Here is a 16,296-nt window from a genome sequence, read left to right on the forward strand (position 1 = left end):
GGATGAACCCGTTGAATGGGCGTGTTACACTCAAGACCACGCGACATCCCGAGTGGGCTTGCCCCGTAGGACGACGACGGAACCAACGGAGCGGATTTTTCTGTGCCCGACACTCCCAAACATGGGATCGGATCGCCCCATGGGCCGCGCTCCTTCGGCTGGCGGTTCCCCGGTTTGAAACCATCCACGATGTCCAAGCGCGTCGTCGTGTGGCGAATCGGCCTGTTGGCGGCGGTGATCGTCGGCTTCGCCTTGGTGGCGTTTGCGGATCTGCGACGCGAACGCCACAGGGTTGAAGAGGACACGCTGCGCCAGGCCCACAATCTGGCCATCACCCTGGAAGCCGACGCGCTGAACACCATCCGTTCCGCCGACCAGTCGCTTCTCGCCTTGATCGACGGCGCCGACGCGCCTCGGCCATCTCCGCCTCCAACGGGCGAGACGCCGCCGATGAACGGACAACAACGCCTTGAATCGATTCCCGCCGTCCGCAACCTGCTGATAACCAACCGTGACGGAGCGATTCACTACAGCGCCGGTCCTCCGTCTCTCGCCTCGGTCAAGGGATTGGATCTGTTCGAGGCGCTGCGCGACGCCAAACCCAGAAGCTTTCATCTGTCCACCCCCTTCCGCGATGGCGAAAACACCGGCTGGCGGATCGCGGTCAGCCGCCGCCTAACGGGAGCCGACGGCCAATTCGCCGGGGTTGCCGCCGCCATCATCGATCTGCGCCGATTCGCCCGCTTCTACGCCACGCTCGACATCGGGCCGCGCGGCTTCGTCACCTTGTGGCGCAGCGACGGCGCGGTGCTCGCCAACTCGCGCGCCATTGCGCTGATCGAGGAGAACCCCTACGCCAACGCGCGTTTTCTGCCCCGCGTCGATGACGGAGAGAAAACCCACATGTTGAGCGGCGTCTCGCCCTATGACGGCGAGGACCGGATCGGCGTCGTGCGCTCGGTCGATGGGTTGCCGCTGCATGTTCTGGTTCGCCTGAGTTCGGACGATTATCTGGCCAGTTGGCGCGCCGATCTGTGGCGGCGCGCGTTGGAAACCACCGCGATGTCGGCGTTGCTGATCGCGCTGGCCGCCCAGCTTCTCCGCCATCTCGGCCAGTTGGAGGAAACCACCAAGGCCCTGGACGCCAGCGAACGACAATCCCAGGCCCTGTTCAACAGCAGCTTTCAGATCATGGGCCTGCTGTCGCCCGACGGGTTGGTCGTGGCGATGAACCAGCCCGCTTGCGCGCTGGCCAATCTGCCGCCCGAAGCGGTGATCGGGCGCCCAGCCTGGGACGTCCGGGGTTGGGCGCGCACACCTGAAATCGCCGCTCAATTTCGCCACTCCATTGAGACCGCCGCCGCTGGACAGTTCGTCCGCTATGAAACGGACATTCACACCGTCGACGACATCCGCATCATGGACGTCTCGATCAAGCCGATCTTCGATGAGGCCGGGCGCGTCGCGCTGCTGGTGGCGGAAGCCCGCGACATCACCGAACGCAAACGCTTTGAAAACAGCCTGCGGGAGAGCGAGGCCCGGCTGCGCTCCTACCTGGACGCGGCGATGGAGGGATTCTTCATCAGCGACGAGGCCGGCCGCTATGTGGACGTCAACCCGGCGGGTTGCCAGACCTTGGGCTACAGCCGCGACGAGATCCTGGCGATGCGGGTGCTGGACCTCATCGCCCGCGACCATCCGATGGGGCCAAGCAGCGTCGAAGGCTTCCGCACCGTCAAACAGCGCGGCTTGTTTCGCGGCGAAATGGCCCTGCGGCACAAGAACGGCGCCATCCTGCGCGCCGAGGTCAACGCGGTGCGGCTGGACAACGGCCTGTATCTGGGCGTCACCCGCGACGTGACCGAACGCCGTCTGGCCGAAGAGGCCCTGCGCGCCAGCACCGCGCGTTTGACCGCCCTGGTTCACGCCTTGCCTGATTTGGTCTTCATCCTGGATGACGAAGGCCGCTACCGTGAAATTTTCGCCAACAGCAACGATCTGCTGATTTTGCCGCCGGAACGGATGATCGGTCGCCGGGCGGAAGAGGTGCTGCCGGACTGGCGGGGACGGCAGTTGATGGAAAGCTTGCGCCAGACCCTGGCGACCAGCCAACCGCAGCGCATGGAATACCAACTGACCGTGCAATCGGGCTTGCGCTGGTTCGAGGCGCGCACCCAGATGCTGGCCGATGATTTCGGCGCGCGCCCCAGCATGCTGATGCTGGTGCGCGACATCACCGACCGCGTCGAAGCTGAAGACCGCTTGGCCGCCGCCAAGGAGCAGGCCGAAGCCGCGAACCGCGCCAAAAGCGCCTTTCTGGCGACCATGAGCCACGAGTTGCGCACGCCCCTGAACGCCATCATCGGCTTTTCCGACATCATGCTGCATGAGCTGTTCGGGCCGCTGGGCAGTCCGCGTTACCGCGACTACGCCCGCCATGTGCAAAACAGCGGGCGCCATCTGCTGGACCTCATCAACGACGTTCTGGACATGTCAAAGCTGGAGGCTGGACGTTTCACCTTGGACGAGGAATGGATCGACATCGCCGATGCGCTGGAGTCCTGCCGCGCGCTCGCCGTTCTTCCTGCCGAACGTGGGAATTTGCGGTTGAGCGTGAACGCCCCCTCCACGTTGCCAAAACTGTTCGCCGATGAGCGCGCGGTGCGGCAGGTTCTGCTGAACGTGCTGGCCAACGCGGTGAAGTTCACGCCATCCGGCGGGCGGGTTGAGGTCGAGGTCGCCGTTTTGCCCGACGCCGTTTTGCCCGAGGAGGGTCGGCCCGATGGCGGCGATCTGGTCATCACCGTGCGCGACACCGGCATCGGCATCGCCCCGGACGCGCTGCTCACCATCGCCGAACCCTTCCAACAGGCCGACAGCTCCATCGCCCGCCGCTTCGGCGGCAGCGGCCTTGGTCTGTCCATCAGCCGCAACCTGATCGAATTGCACGGCGGCAGTCTGACCATCGACAGCGCGCTGGGGCGGGGCACCACGGTGCGCATTCTGTTTCCCGCCGCGCGGGTCGAACGAACGGCGGCGGGCGCGATTGCGGAAGCAACAAGCCCATCGGCGTAACCCAGCCTTCCGCCACCTCACAAACCAGAAAGCGCCACATCATGATCGGAAACGACGGCAAGCCGGTGTCCAAGGCGGACTTGCGCGCCCACATCGCCAACTACAACAGCCAGTCGCGCGGATCGAAGGAGTTCGCGGCGATCCCGCGCGCGCTGGTGACGATCCTCGACGGGTTGAAGCTGGGCAAGACCGGCTACGTCAAATGCCTGGACGGTCAGGTTCAACTGTCCCGCCGCAAGGACAACACGGTGTCGGCGGGGGCCTGACGCGCATACGAAAAGCCCTCCCCCGCCGTCGCGGGAGAGGACTTTTCCTCAAACGCCCCAACAGTCGGGCGGAAACCCGGCGGTCAGTGGTTCGACGCCGCCGCCGCGCCGATGCCGGTTTGCGAGCGGACGAACTGGTCGTCGAACGCCACCCGCTCCGCCGCCGCCGAGGCGCTGCCGTCCAGCTTGGACACGATGATCGTGACCAGGAAGGCCAAGGTCATCGAGAACAGGGCCGGATGCTCGTAAGGGAAGATCGGCGCCGGGTTGTTCAGCACCACCACCCAAACGGCGTTCGACAGGATGACCATCGTCACCGCAGACGCCAGACCGGCCAGACCGCCAGCCAGCGCCCCGCGCGTCGTCAGCCCCTTCCAGTACATCGACAGGATCAGCACCGGGAAATTGACCGACGCCGCGATGCCGAAGGTCAAACCGACCAGAAAGGCGACGTTCTGCTTCTCGAACGCGATGCCCAGCACGACGGCCAGCACGCCCAGCACCAGCGAGGCCATCTTGGACACGCGCATCTCCTCGCGCTCCGTCGCCGTTCCCTTGCGGATGACGCGGGCGTAGAGGTCGTGCGCGATGGCCGAGGCCCCCGCCAAGGCCAGACCCGACACCACCGCCAGGATGGTGGCGAAGGCGACCGCCGACAGGAAGCCCAGGAACAGATCGCCGCCCAGCGCCTTGGCCAGATGCATCACCGGCATGTTGCCGCCGCCGATCAGCTTGCCGCCGACCTTGCCGCCTTCAAAGAATTGCGGATCGGTGCCGACGATGGTGATCGCCGCCATGCCCAGGATGCAGACCAGCAGGAAGAAGAAACCGATGAAGCCGGAGGCCACGAACACGCTCTTGCGCGCTTCCTTGGCGTTGGGAACGGTGAAGAAGCGCATCATGATGTGCGGCAGGGCCGCCGTGCCGAACAGCAGACCCAACGACAGCGACACCGCCGAGACCGGATCGGCCAGCAGCGTGCCCGGCCCCATGATCTTGACCCCGTCCTTGTGCGAGGCGATGGCGCTCTTGGCGATGGCCTCCAGGCTGAAGCCGAAGCGCGACAGGGCCAGGAAGGTCAGCACGATCCCGCCGCCCAGCAGCAGCACCGCCTTGATGATCTGCACCCAGGTGGTGGCGATCATGCCGCCGAAGGTGACGTAGACCACCATCAGCACGCCGACGACCACGACCGCCACGTTGTAATCCAACCCGAACAGCAGCTTGATGAGCTGCCCCGCCCCGACCATCTGGACGATCAGGTAGAAGCACACCACGGTCAGCGAGCCGATGGCCGCGAAGGTGCGGATCTTGTTCTGGTCCAGCCGGTAGGACGCGATGTCGGCGAAGGTGAAATGGCCAAGGTTGCGCAGCCGTTCGGCCAGCAGGAACAGGATGATCGGCCAGCCGACGAAGAAGCTGATGGTGTAGACGAAGCCGTCATAGCCCTTGGCGAAGACCAGGCTGGACAGCCCCAGCAGCGTCGCCGCCGACATGTAGTCGCCCGCGATGGCCAACCCGTTCTGGAATCCGGAGATGCCGCCGCCCGCCGTGTAGAAATCGGCGGTGGATTTGGTCCGGCTCGCCGCCCAATAGGTGATGCCCAGCGTCATGACGACGAAGGCCAGAAACATGGCGATGGCCGAGACGTTGACCGGCTGTTTCTCCACCGCGCCCAGATCACCGCCCGCCGCCAGCGCCGGAACGCTCAGCGCCAGAGTCAGGGCCACGCCAAGGCCGAGGCCAAGCCCCGCCGTTTTTCCAAGCGCGCGGCTCATTGCAGAGTCTCCCGGGTGATCGCGTCGTTCAGCGTCTCGAACTCGCCGTTGGCGAAATGCGAATAAACGCCGGTCAGCAGCCAGGACACGACGATGATCGCCGCCCCGATGGGGAAACCGACGCTCAACGCCGATTCCTCCGACAAAGGCGCGCGCAGAACCTGCGGCGCGAAGGCGACGACCATCATGAAGGCGTAATAGGACGCCAGCACGATGGCCGACAGGCCCAGCGCCAGACGGCTCCGCTTCTTCACCAACTCATGGAATTTTGGGTTCTGGCGAACCCGCGCGTAGACGGGGTTTGACATGCTTCCTCCAGACGATGGCCGTCTTTTCTCGTTGCTTGGCCCCTCAATCGGGGATCCTGCGCCATCGCCTACGCCAACAGTTTTGCCCAAATTTCCCGGAAATATGACGAATTGTTGCGGGGGCGATTCAGCAATTTTCGCATCGTTTGCGATTGAGCGACCGGCGGGAAGCTGGAACTATGGCGGCGTTTTCCGCCCCGCCCCTTCCGCCGCCGGTCACGTCGCCCCATGGTCCGCTCGCGTTTGTTCCGCTCGCGTCTGTTTCTTCGGCTGTTTTCGGCCATCCTGCTGACGCTGGGGCTGTTTTCGTCGGCGGTCTATCTGCTGGCCGTCCCGCTGATCGAAGAGACGGCTTACGAGATCGAGCGCGACGCCAGCCGCACCATCCTCGACAACGTGTTCGAGCTGGTCAGCAAAATCCGGGGCGGGCTGGAGGAGCAGCGGACGATCACGGTGGAGTCCTACAAGACCCGCCTGCGCGACATGGTGTCCGCCGCCGCCGGTTACATCGACCATGTCCACGCCCGCGCCGACCGGGGCGACATCACGCGGGAGGAGGCCAATCGACAGGTCGCCGAAGGGCTTCAAGCCCTGCGTTACGGCAGCGACGGCTACATCTGGGCGACCGATTACAATTCGATCATCCTGTCCCACCCGTCGCCCGACTATCAGGGCCATGACAAGTCCGACCTGCGCGACAACACGGGCCGTTACATCCTGCCCACCATCATCGCCACGGCGAGGCGGGAGGGCGAAGGCTTCCTGACCTATCCCTGGTGGCGGCCCAACGGCGACGAACGCGCGCCCAAGCTCAGCTATTTCCGCGACCTGCCCCGGCGCGGCGTCGTCGTCGGCACCGGGGCCTATCTGGCCGACGTGGACGCCGAGGTCGAGCGGCGCAAGGCCGAAGCCATCGAGGATCTGCGCCAGGCCCTGCGCAACCTGCGCATCGCCCGCACCGGCTATCTCTACATCTTCGACTCGGCGAACCGGATGATTATCCATCCCAACGCCAACATCGAAAACACCGCCTTCGGCACGTTGGTGAACCCCGTCACCGGCAAGCCCATCGCCGAAGAGCTGAAAATCGCCGCCGCCAAAGGCGAACCGCTGACCTATCTGTGGGACAAGCCCGACGATCCGGGCAACTACGCCTATGAAAAGATCAGTTGGGTCCGGCATTTCCAGGGCTTCGACTGGTACATCGCCTCCTCGGTCTATGTGGAGGAGTTGCGGCGGTCGTCGGTGGTGCTGGGCAACCGGATTCTCGCCATCGCCGTGGCGCTGATGCTGACCGGCGGCCTGCTGGGCTATGTCGCGGTGCGGCGGCTGGTCGCCCCGCTGCGGCGGTTGGCCGACGCCGCCGCGCAGGTGCGGGCGGGCGACCTGAACGCCGAAAGCGGCATCCGCCGCGACGACGAAATCGGCCTGCTCGCCACCGCCTTCGACGGCATGGTCGGGCGGGTGCGCGACAACATCGCCACGCTGGACAGCCGGGTGCGCGACCGCACCGCCGCCCTGGAGGACGCCAACACCCGCCTGCGCGCGGCGATGGCGAGCCAGGACACCGCCCGCCGGGCGCTGGCCGAATCGGAGGGACGCCAACGCGTCATCCTCGACGCCATCCCCGCCAGCATCGCCGGTCTGGACCGCGACGAGCGTTTGACCTTCGCCAACCGGCGCTGGGCCGAGCTGGTCGGGCGGACCAAGGCCGAGGTCATCGGCCAAGGGTTGGCGTCCATCGTCGGGCGCCGCGCGCATGAGGCGCTGGCCCCCCATCTCGACCGCTGCCGGGCGGGGGAGCTGGTGACGTTCGAGTACAGCCTGCCGCGCGGTGGAAAAACGCTCATCACCAAGACGACGCTGATTCCCCATCATGGGGCCGACGGCGCGGTCTCCGGCCTGTTCGTCCTGACCCTGGACGTCACCGACGAAAAACAGACCGAGCGCCAGTTGATCGAGGCGCAGCGTTTGAAGGCGGTCGGCCAATTGTCCGGCGGGTTGGCGCACGACTTCAACAATCTGCTGTCGATCATCATCGGCAACCTGTCGGCGGCGCGCGAGCGTTACGCCGGGGTGGAGGGGCTGGACGCCTATCTGGAGCCGGCCCAACGCGCCGGACGGCGCGGGGCCGACATCACCGGGCGTCTGCTGGCCTTTTCCCGCCAACAGCCGTTGAAACCGGAACCCATCGAATTGTGCGGCCTGCTGCGCGACATGGCGGTTCTTCTGCGCCGCTCCTTCCCCAGCAGCATCGACATCCAGGTGCCGGGGGACGGCCCGGATTTCTGGACCATCGCCGACCAGACCCAATTGGAAAACGCCCTGGTCAATCTGGCGATCAACGCGCGCGACGCCATGCCCGACGGCGGGCGGCTGGACATCGCCATCGCCCGGCGCGGCGTGACCGACGGGCTGGTCTTCGACGAGCCGGTGCGGCCCGACGATTATCTGGAGATCCGCGTCCGCGACAGCGGCGTCGGCTTCACGGCGGAGGCGCTGGCCCGCGCCGTCGAACCCTTCTTCACCACCAAAACGCAAGGCTCGGGCCTTGGGCTGTCGATGGTCTATGGCTTCGTCAAGCAATCGCGCGGCTATCTCCAGATCGACAGCCAGCCCGGCCAGGGCGCCGCCGACCGGGGGACAACCGTCACCCTGCTGTTGCCGCGCGCCGAGCCGGTCGCCCGCCTGCCCGACCTCCCCGCCCCGCCGCCCCAGCCCGACGCGCTGGACAGCGGTTGGCGCGGCAAGCTGGCCCTGATGGCGGAGGACAACGACGACGTGCGGCAGGTGATGCGCCAGCAACTGGTCGAGCTGGGCTTTTCCGTCGTCGAGGCGTCGAGCGGCGACGAGGCGGCGGAGTTGATCGAACAGATCGACGGCCTGTCGCTGCTGGTGTCGGACATCGTCATGCCCGGTCTGTCGGGAATCGAACTGGCCCGGCGGGCGCGGCGGCTGCGCCCGGCGTTGCGGGTGGTTCTGGTCAGCGGCTTTTCAGTGGAGTCTGGCGAGCCGCCCCCCGACGCGGTCATACTGCGCAAACCGTGGGACAAGCGGGACCTGGTGGCGGCCATCGGCCACGCCAGCGAACCCGCGTCGGCCTGAACGAACCGGGCCGGACAATGGGAAGGGGGAAGCGCGCGTGACGCAAAAGAAACGGATTTATGTGGTCGAGGACGAGGCCGACATCCGCAATCTCGTCACCGGGGTGCTGGAAAGCTACGGCTACGCGGTGTCGGCCTGGGGCAGCGGGCGGGAGGCGCGGCAGGCGATCCAGCGGCAGGCCCCCGACCTGTGCATCGTCGATCTCGGCCTGCCCGACATGGACGGCCTGACCCTGGTGCGTGAGCTGTGGGAGGATGTCCGCTTTGGCGTCATCATCCTGTCGGGGCGCGGCGGCACGTCCGACCGGGTGTTGGGGCTGGAGCTGGGGGCCGACGATTACGTCGTCAAACCGTTTGAGCCGCGCGAGCTGGTCGCCCGCGTCAACAGCGCCATCCGGCGGCGCGAGCAATTGACGGCGGCGGCGGCCACGGCGGAAACCGGGCGGGCGCGCTTTGGCGGCTGGGTGTTCGATCTGGGCGATTTGACGCTGACCGCCGACGACGGGCGCCAGGACAGCCTGACCGCCGCCGAAGCGGCCCTGCTGCTGACCCTGCTGAAGGCGCCCAAGCGGGTTCTGTCGCGCGAGCATCTGCAAGGCCCCGATCTGGACCGCGACGATTTCCCCTACGACCGCAGCATCGACGTTCGCGTGTCGCGCATCCGCAAAAAGATCGAAGAGGATCCGCGTTCCCCCCGCCTCATCAAAACCGTCTATGGCGCGGGCTATCTGTTCGCCGGGGACGTCGTCTGGCTGCGGTGACGTCTCCGCGCGGCTCTCGATAACAATTGGTCATAATCTGGAGAAAGTTTCGCAAAGCTGAGCTGCTACAGGAACGCTCCAGAGCCGCGACGCCCGGCCCGCTGGCGTTTTGGGCGACAGCCGAAGCCGAACAAAGCCAACAAGAATCACCCCTGGGGAGAATGGTCCGATGAGTGAAGCCAACGCTTACGAACGCGACCTCGACCGCAACGCCGCGAATTTCGTGGCGCTGACGCCGCTGACCTATCTGGAACGCGCCGCGTCGGTCTGGCCCGAACGCACCGCCGTCATTCATGGCGCCATCCGCCGCAATTGGGCGGAAACCTTTTCGCGCGTGCGCCGTCTGGCCGCCGCGCTGGCCAACGTCGGCGTCGGCAAGGGCGACACCGTCGCCATGCTGGCCGCCAACACGCCCGAATTGTTCGAGGCGCATTTCGGCGTGCCGCTGACCGGCGGCGTGCTGAACGCCATCAACACCCGGCTCGACGCCGAGGCCATCGCCTTCATCCTGAAGCATGCCGAAGCCAAGCTTCTCATCGTTGACCGCGAATTCTCCGGCGTGGCGAAAAAGGCGCTGGCCCTGCTCGACGCGCCGATCCCGGTGATCGACATCGACGACCCGAGCTATGTCGGCGGCGAGTTGATCGGCGACCGCGATTATGAGGCGTTCCTCGCCGACGTCGAGACCGAACATCCCTGGATCCTGCCGACCGACGAATGGCAGGCCATCGCGCTGAACTACACCTCCGGCACCACCGGCAACCCGAAGGGCGTCGTCTATCACCATCGCGGGGCCTATCTGAACGCGGTGTCGAACGCGCTGTCCTGGAACATGGGCGACGCGCCGGTCTATCTGTGGACGCTGCCGATGTTCCACTGCAACGGCTGGTGCTTCCCCTGGACCATCGCCGTAACCGCCGGAACCAGCGTCTGCTTGCGTCAAGTCCGCCCCGAGGCCGTGCTGACCCTGATCCGCGACGAGAAGGTGACGAATTTCTGCGGCGCCCCCATCGTGCTGAACATGCTGAACAACGCGCCCGCCGCGCTGAAGGAGGGCATCAGCCACAAAGTCAAGGTGATGGTCGCGGGCGCCGCCCCGCCCGCCGCCGTGATCGCGGGGATGGAGCGCATGGGCTGGGACGTCACCCACGTCTATGGCCTGACCGAATGCTACGGCCCGACCGTGGTCTGCGTCTGGCATGACCGCTGGAACGACCTGTCCATCGACGACAAGGCGGCGATCAAGGCCCGCCAGGGCGTGCGCGGCCCGATGCTGGAAGAAATCATGATCGCCGACCCGCACACGCTGGCCCCGATGCCCAAGGATGGGCGGACGATGGGCGAGATCATGATGCGCGGCAACAACGTCATGAAGGGCTATCTGAAGAACCCCAAGGCGACCGACGAAGCCTTCGCGGGCGGCTGGTTCCACACCGGCGATCTGGCGGTCTGGCACGCCGACGGCTATGTCGAGATCAAGGACCGCTCGAAGGACATCATCATCTCCGGCGGCGAGAACATCTCGTCCATCGAGGTGGAGGACGTGCTCTACAAGCACCCCGACGTGATGGAGGCCGCCGTCGTCGCCCGCCATGACGAGAAATGGGGCGAGACGCCCTGCGCCTTCGTCAGCCTGAAGGACGGCGCCAGCGCGACCGAGGCCGACATCATCGCCTTCTGCCGCGCCCACATGGCCCATTTCAAGGCCCCGCGCACCGTGGTCTTCGGCCCGCTGCCCAAGACCTCGACCGGCAAAATCCAGAAGTTCGTCCTGCGCAAGCAGACCGAAGAACTGTAAGGGCGCGTTCGACCCCTCTTTGCGGGCCGCCGTTTCCCCCTCCCTAACCCTCCCCCGCTGCGCGGGAGAGGGGACTGCCGCTGAACGCTGACAAAGGTCCGGCCCCCTCTCCCGCGAAGCGGGGGAGGGATGGGGAGGGGGCGAACTTCGCCCAGCGCTCCCACGCCACAAAAAACACCACCACTCCCCCGAGGGTCCCCGCCATGAAAATCCTCTGCGCCGTGAAGCGCGTCGTGGACTACAACGTCAAAATCCGGGTGAAGACCGATCAAACCGGCGTCGAGACGGCCAACGTCAAATTCTCGATGAACCCGTTCGACGAAATCGCCGTCGAGGAGGCCGTCCGCCTCAAGGAATCCGGCGCGGCGACCGAGATCGTCGTCGTCGCCGTCGGCCCGACCGCCGCGCAGGAAACCCTGCGCACGGCGCTGGCCATGGGGGCCGACCGCGCCATTCTGGTGCAGACCGATCTGGAAACCCAGCCGCTGGGCGTCGCCAAGGCGCTGAAGGCCATCGTCGCCAAGGAAGCCCCCGGTCTGGTCATCGTCGGCAAACAGGCGATCGACGATGACTGCAACCAGACCGGCCAGATGCTGGCCGCGCTGCTGGGTTGGGGCCAGGGCGCCTTCGCCTCCAAAATCGCCGCCGCCAACGGCGCATTGACCGTGACCCGCGAGGTGGACGGCGGCATGGAAACCATCGCCCTGCCCCTGCCCGCCGTCGTCACCGCCGACCTGCGCCTGAACGAGCCGCGTTACGCCACCCTGCCCAACATCATGAAGGCGAAGAAGAAGCCGCTGGAGATCGTCGCCCCCGACGCGCTCGGCGTCGATCTGACCCCGCGCCTGACGGTTTTGAAGGTCGAGGAGCCGCCGACCCGCAGCGCGGGCGTCAAGGTCCCCGACGTCGCCACCCTGGTCGCCAAGCTGAAGAACGAAGCGAAGGTCATCCCATGAGCGTCCTCCTCCTCGCCGAACATGAACAGGGTCAGCTCAAGGCCGCGACCCGCAACGCCGTCACCGCCGCCAAGGCCATCGGCGGCGACCTCCATGTCCTGGTCGTCGGATCGGGCGTCGCCGCCGTGGCGGACGCCGCGTCGAAGATCGACGGCGTCGCCAAGGTGCTGGTCGCCGACTCCGCCCTCTACGCCCACCCGCTGGCCGAGCCGCTGAGCGCCCTGATCGTCAGCCTCGCGGGCGGCTACAGCCACATTCTGGCCCCGGCGACCTCGACGGCGAAAAACGCCCTGCCGCGCGTCGCCGCGCTGCTGGACGTGGCGATGCTGTCGGAGATCACCGGCGTCGTCTCCCCCCACCGCTTCGTCCGCCCGATCTACGCCGGAAACGCGCTGGCCACCGTCGAATCGGCGGATTCGGTCAAGGTGGTGACGGCGCGTTCCACCGCCTTCGACGCCGCCGGTGATCGGGGGGGCGACGGGTCCGCCGCCGCGCCGGTCGAGGCGGTCGCCGCCGTCGCCGATCCGGCCCTGTCGCGCTTCGTCTCGGCGGAGCTGTCGAAATCGGAACGGCCCGAACTGACCGCCGCCCGCATCGTCGTGTCGGGCGGACGCGGCATGCAGTCGGGCGAAAACTTCCACCTGCTGGAGGCCATCGCCGACACGCTGGGCGCCGCCGTCGGCGCGTCCCGCGCCGCCGTGGACGCCGGGTTCGTGCCGAACGACTATCAGGTCGGCCAAACCGGCAAGATCGTCGCCCCGGATCTCTACATCGCCGTCGGCATTTCCGGCGCGATCCAGCATCTGGCGGGCATGAAGGACAGCAAGATCATCGTCGCCATCAACAAGGACGAAGAGGCGCCGATCTTCCAGGTCGCCGATTACGGTCTGGTCGCCGACCTGTTCAGGGCACTGCCCGAACTGTCCGCCGCGCTGTAACGCGGTCTTGCCTGCGTTGTTTCCCTCTCCCGTCTCGCGGGAGAGGGAGGGGACCCGCGACGCGGGGAGGGTGAGGGGTTCGCCAAGAATCCAGTCAAAGGATCCTTGCCGCCCCCTCACCCTTCCCATGCGGCGCATGGGTCCCTTCCCTCTCCCGAAACGGGAGAGGGCGTTCTCCACCCGATTTGCCGCGAGGTGCGCGCCATGACCGCCTATGTTCCGCCACTCAAAGAGATCCGTTTCGTTCTCGACCATCTCGCCGGCATGGCCGACGTCGCGGCGCTGCCGGGTTTTGAGGACGCCTCCGCCGACATGGTGGACAGCATTCTCGGCGAGGCCGCCAAGATCGCCGAAAACACGTTGGCCCCGCTGAACGAGATTGGCGACCGCCAAGGGGCCAAGTTGGACGCGGCGGGCGTCGCCCGCACCGCCGACGGCTGGGGCGCGGCGTGGCGGACGCTGGTCGAGGGCGGTTGGAACAGCCTGCCCTTTGATCCCGCACAGGGCGGCATGGGCCTGCCCAACCTGCTGAACACCGCCGTTCAGGAAATGTGGCAATCGGCCAACATGGCCTTCGCGCTCTGCCCGATGTTGACGCAAGGCGCCGTCAACGCCATGCAGCTCTACGCCGACGACGCGCTGAAGGCGATCTATCTGCCCAAGATGATTTCGGGCGAATGGACCGGCACGATGAACATCACCGAACCGCAAGCCGGATCGGACCTCGCCGCCACCCGCTCGCGCGCCGTGCCGAACGGCGATCATTACCTCGTCAGCGGCCAGAAGATCTTCATCACCTACGGCGACCATGATTTGACGGAGAACATCGTCCATCTGGTGCTGGCCCGCCTGCCCGACGCCCCGGCGGGGGTGAAGGGCATCTCGCTGTTCGTCGTGCCGAAATTCCTGGTCAACGCCGACGGCTCCATCGGCGCCCGCAATCAGGTCAACTGCGTGTCGCTGGAGCACAAGCTGGGCATCCATGGCAGCCCGACCGCCGTGCTGTCCTTCGGCGACGAGGGCGGGGCTGTCGGCTGGCTGGTCGGCCAGCCCAATCGCGGCCTGGAATACATGTTCACCATGATGAACCACGCCCGGCTGAACGTGGCGATGCAGGGTCTGGCCATCGCCGAGCGCGCCTATCAGCAGGCGCTGTCCTACGCCCGCGACCGCGTGCAGGGCAAGCCGCTGGGCTGGACCGGGAACGCCCCCTTCGCCATCGTCCATCACCCCGACGTGCGCCGCCTGCTGATGGGCATGAAGGCGCGGATCGAGGCGATGCGCGGAATCCTCTACACGGCGGCGGCGGCCGTGGACGTCGCCCACAACCACACGGACGAGGCCGAACGCAAGCGCGCCGGTCTGCTGGTCGATCTGCTGACCCCCATCGCCAAGGGCTGGTGCACCGAAACCGGCCAGATTCTGGCGTCGGACGGCGTGCAGGTGCATGGCGGCATGGGCTTCATCGAGGAAACCGGCGCGGCCCAACATTACCGCGACGCCCGCATCACGACGATTTACGAAGGCACCACGGCGATCCAGGCCAACGACCTCGTCAACCGCAAGATCCTGCGCGACGGCGGGGCCGGGGCGCGCGCCCTGCTCGCCGACATCGCCGCGTTGGGCCGTGACCTGGCCGACGGCGCCGACGACTCGCTGCGCGTCACCGGCCTCGCCCTGCTCGACAGCACGGTTCACGCGGGCGAAGCGGTGGCGTGGCTGCTGACGGCGGGGACCGACGACGTCCGCGTTCCGGCGGCGGCCTCGGTCACTCTGCTGGAACTGCTGGGGTTGGTCGTCGGCGGCTGGCAATTGGCCCGCTCGGCCCGCGTCGCCGTGGCGAAGCTGGCCGAGGGCGATCCCGACACGGCGTTCCTGTCGGCCAAGCCGCTGACCGCCCGCTTCTTCGCCGAACATTTCCTGCCCCGCGTCGCCGCGCTGCGGACGGTGGTGGTGGCGGGGTCGGGTTCGGTGATGGCGCTCAGCGACGAACAGCTGTTCGCCGCGTAAGCCACGCTTGTCTTTCCCTCTCCCGAAACGGGAGAGGGAAACTCAGCGTCGCTCTTACAGCAGGGTTTCCAACACGCGGTCGGGCGGGGTGTGGCCGTCGATGAAGGTCTTGATGTTGATGACGACCTTCTCGCCCATGTCGATGCGGCCCTCGATGGTGGCCGATCCCATGTGCGGCAGCAGGACGACGTTGTCGAGTCGCAGCAGCTTCGGGTTGACCGCCGGTTCATGCTCGAACACGTCCAGCCCCGCCCCGGCGATTTCGCCCTTGGACAGCATCTTGGTCAGCGCCACCTCGTCGATCACCTCGCCACGCGAGGTGTTGACGATGTAGCAGTGCGAACGCAGCAGCTTCAGGCGGCGTTCCGACAGCAGATGATAGGTGGCCGGGGTGTGCGGGCAGTTGATCGACACGATGTCCATCCGGGCCAGCATCTGGTCCAGGCTGGCCCAATAGGTCGCCTCCAGCTCCTGCTCCAGATCCGGGTGAACGCGGCGGCGGTTGTGGTAGTGGATCGACATGCCGAACGCCCGCGCCCGACGAGCCAGCGCCTGACCGATCCGCCCCATGCCGAGAATCCCCAGCCGCTTGCCGGTCATGCGGTGGCCCAGCATGGTGGTCGGCCCCCAACCGGCCCATTGGCCGGAGCGGACCAGCCGTTCCCCCTCGGCCAAGCGCCGGGCGGTGGCCAGCAGCAGCGCCATCGTCATGTCGGCGGTGTCGTCGGTCAGCACGCCCGGCGTGTTGGTGACGACGATGCCGCGCTCGCGCGCCGTCTTCAGGTCGATGTGATCGACGCCGGTGCCGAAGGAGGCGATCAGGCGCAGGCGCGGCCCGGCCTTGTCCAGCAGCTCGCGGTCGATGCGGTCGGTCACGGTGGGAACCAGCACGTCGGCGTTGGCCACCGCGTCCACCAACTGCGCGGCGCTGAGCGGCGTGTCGTCCGGATTGAGACGGGTGTCGAACAGCTCCATCATCCGGGTTTCGACGACATCCGGCAGCTTGCGTGTAACGACGACGAGCGGCTTTTTCTTGTCGGTCATCGAGCGGCGCCTCCCCTAACCTTATGACCGCGCGAGCGATGCGCAAGACGGCCTGTGGTTGCCATACCAAGCGGTTGTTTCACTGTCCAGATCGCTGTGACGAATGACCGCCCTGAAACCAGCGCGACGGCCCCGGCGCGTCCCGATTTCAGCGGCGGCCACGGTTCAGCGGCGCGGCGAACCTTGCCCCGAACAAGTCGCCCTCACTATAGTGCCGCCCGGTTCCCCCTGGTTCCAAGACCGATGTCCGTTCCAAAA

At 66.6% G+C, this 16,296-nt stretch carries 11 protein-coding genes; 8 read left to right on the forward strand and 3 right to left on the reverse strand.

The features are described from left to right. The first annotated feature begins 189 nt into the window (after positions 1–189). A complete protein-coding gene (locus ACODS4_RS26230) occupies positions 190–3,075 on the forward strand; it encodes a PAS domain S-box protein (RefSeq protein ID WP_488868614.1) in 2,886 nt (961 codons plus the stop codon). 41 nt (positions 3,076–3,116) lie between these two features. Beyond that, entirely contained in the window at positions 3,117–3,341 is a 225-nt protein-coding gene (locus ACODS4_RS26235; protein WP_488868615.1) for a hypothetical protein, read from the forward strand. 83 nt (positions 3,342–3,424) lie between these two features. Here ACODS4_RS26235 and ACODS4_RS26240 read toward each other — a convergent pair whose 3' ends face one another. Together ACODS4_RS26240 and ACODS4_RS26245 are read right to left on the reverse strand one after the other, a co-directional pair. After that, positions 3,425–5,119, reverse strand: coding sequence for a cation acetate symporter (locus ACODS4_RS26240; RefSeq protein WP_488868616.1), 1,695 nt, complete (start codon positions 5,117–5,119; stop codon positions 3,425–3,427). Then, positions 5,116–5,427, reverse strand: coding sequence for a DUF485 domain-containing protein (locus ACODS4_RS26245; RefSeq protein WP_488868617.1), 312 nt, complete (start codon positions 5,425–5,427; stop codon positions 5,116–5,118). Before ACODS4_RS26245 ends, ACODS4_RS26240 begins: the two co-directional genes overlap by 4 nt. Positions 5,428–5,655: 228 nt before the next feature. On the opposite strand from ACODS4_RS26245, the gene ACODS4_RS26250 reads away from it, so the two are divergent. The 6 genes from ACODS4_RS26250 (at position 5,656) to ACODS4_RS26275 (ending at position 14,994) form a co-directional block, all read left to right on the forward strand. Further along, complete coding sequence (locus ACODS4_RS26250) at positions 5,656–8,532, forward strand: cache domain-containing protein (protein ID WP_488868618.1); 2,877 nt, start codon at positions 5,656–5,658, stop codon at positions 8,530–8,532. Positions 8,533–8,569: 37 nt separating this feature from the next. Next, a complete protein-coding gene (locus ACODS4_RS26255; RefSeq protein ID WP_488868619.1) occupies positions 8,570–9,292 on the forward strand; it encodes a response regulator transcription factor in 723 nt (240 codons plus the stop codon). A 169-nt stretch (positions 9,293–9,461) separates the two neighbouring features. After that, entirely contained in the window at positions 9,462–11,090 is a 1,629-nt protein-coding gene (locus ACODS4_RS26260; RefSeq protein ID WP_488868620.1) for an acyl-CoA synthetase, read from the forward strand. 203 nt (positions 11,091–11,293) lie between these two features. Next, positions 11,294–12,046, forward strand: coding sequence for an electron transfer flavoprotein subunit beta/FixA family protein (locus ACODS4_RS26265; protein WP_488868621.1), 753 nt, complete (start codon positions 11,294–11,296; stop codon positions 12,044–12,046). Further along, positions 12,043–12,984, forward strand: coding sequence for an electron transfer flavoprotein subunit alpha/FixB family protein (locus ACODS4_RS26270; protein WP_488868622.1), 942 nt, complete (start codon positions 12,043–12,045; stop codon positions 12,982–12,984). Before ACODS4_RS26265 ends, ACODS4_RS26270 begins: the two co-directional genes overlap by 4 nt. 204 nt (positions 12,985–13,188) lie before the next feature. Then, entirely contained in the window at positions 13,189–14,994 is a 1,806-nt protein-coding gene (locus ACODS4_RS26275) for an acyl-CoA dehydrogenase (RefSeq protein ID WP_488868623.1), read from the forward strand. A 54-nt stretch (positions 14,995–15,048) separates the two neighbouring features. Here the strand turns inward: ACODS4_RS26275 and ACODS4_RS26280 are convergent, their stop codons facing one another. Beyond that, positions 15,049–16,038 carry a 2-hydroxyacid dehydrogenase gene (locus tag ACODS4_RS26280; protein WP_488868624.1) on the reverse strand — a complete coding sequence of 330 codons (990 nt, stop codon included), beginning with the start codon at positions 16,036–16,038 and terminating at the stop codon, positions 15,049–15,051. Positions 16,039–16,296: the final 258 nt, after the last annotated feature.

The sequence above is a fragment of the Azospirillum sp. FG154 genome (genome assembly GCF_057809575.1).